The following is a 1,371-nucleotide window of genomic DNA, read 5'->3' as shown; positions in this document are numbered from 1 at the left end:
TGATTGTCAAAAAAATGGGAAAGCAGAACAAAAAGCCGGAGAAGCTTACATCCATCGATTTGCTGCGGACTGATGAGGGTAAAAAACTGCTAGAAAAAGCGGGTTTTCCTCCTATTGATTAAACTGATTAAACCTATTTGGTTCCCCCTCTCCCCACACTCTTCCCCTTCTTATTCAGTAATCGCCGAAGTTGAACACTTCTACTCCCCAGCTGCTGTAAAATTTTCAGATATTGTGGAGGGTAATACCTCTAAACGACTTCAGTCACGGAGACGCCAATTCCATGAAGGCAGAGACGATCTTTTTTCTTCAGTGCAACTCGCTTCCTACAGCTTACCCAACCGTATGGTAATGGCACCCATGACCCGTTTACGGGCTAATGGGACGGTTCCTACTGCTTTGATGGGAACTTACTACACCCAGCGAGCAACCGCTGGGCTAATTATTACCGAATGTACAATGGTCTCCCATTGGCAAAGTTACCTTGGACATGCCTCGCGCTCTAGAAACCGACGAAATTCCTGAAATTGTCCAGCAGTTCCGCAAAGGAGCAGAAAATGCCATGGTAGCGGGATTTGATGGCATTGAGCTTCATGGTGCTTTTGGCTACTTGATCGACCAGTTTCTCCAAGATGGTTCCAACCAACGCAGCGATCGCTACGGTGGCTCAATCGAAAACCGCGCTCGGTTCCTGCTAGAGGTTGTGGAAGCTGTCACTAGCGTCTGGGGAGGTAACCGAGTAGGCATCAAACTCTCTCCCAGCAACACTTTCTATGGGATGAGAGACTCAAACCCTAAAGCAATCTTCAGCTATGTGATCAATGCTCTCAATCCCTTTGACTTAGCCTACATTCACCTGATGGAACCCAATGAAGTAGATTTAGGAACCCGCGAGGTACTCAATCCAGTTACCCCCCTATTTCGCCCTATCTACAACGGTACGATTATCACCAACGGCGGCTATGACAAAGACCAGGGAAACACTATCTTGGCATCGGGTGATGCAGATTTAGTTTCTTTCGGCAGGCTGTTTATTGCTAATCCTGATTTACCCAAACGGTTTGAACTAGATGCCGAATTAAATACACCCAATCCTAAGACATTTTACGGTCGAGGGGACAAGGATTTAGAAAAGGGCTATACAGACTACCCATTCCTTTAAAAATAAACTAAAAATTGATTAGGATTAATTCCTAGAGTGATCGCAGTTAAGCTGTTAGGCATTAAAAATGCCTAACAGCAAGGCAGAAAGCAGAAGGTAGAAGGCAGAAGCGCTGCATCCCTATTCCCTGTTCCCTGTTCCCTGTTCCCTGTTCCCTGTTCCCTGTTCCCTTTAACCCAAAATACTATCTACTCACCTAGACTTTCCTT

At 45.8% G+C, this 1,371-nt stretch carries 2 protein-coding genes; both read left to right on the top strand.

Translation table 11 applies throughout. From position 1 onward, the window contains the following. The first annotated feature begins 114 nt into the window (after positions 1–114). Positions 115–525 (top strand): hypothetical protein, encoded by a 411-nt coding sequence (locus tag F6K53_RS46355; RefSeq protein WP_366511449.1) that lies wholly within the window; start codon positions 115–117, stop codon positions 523–525. Next, positions 491–1,162 (top strand): hypothetical protein, encoded by a 672-nt coding sequence (locus F6K53_RS42760; RefSeq protein WP_366511450.1) that lies wholly within the window; start codon positions 491–493, stop codon positions 1,160–1,162. The genes F6K53_RS46355 and F6K53_RS42760 overlap by 35 nt, the downstream gene beginning before the upstream one ends. Positions 1,163–1,371 lie beyond the last annotated feature (209 nt).

Origin of the sequence: Moorena sp. SIO4A1 (assembly GCF_010672065.1) — a bacterium.
In the GTDB taxonomy this organism is placed as follows: Bacteria; Cyanobacteriota; Cyanobacteriia; order Cyanobacteriales; family Coleofasciculaceae; genus Moorena.
Note: the sequence above shows the minus strand (reverse complement) of the source record. Positions and strands in the feature narration are given on the sequence as shown.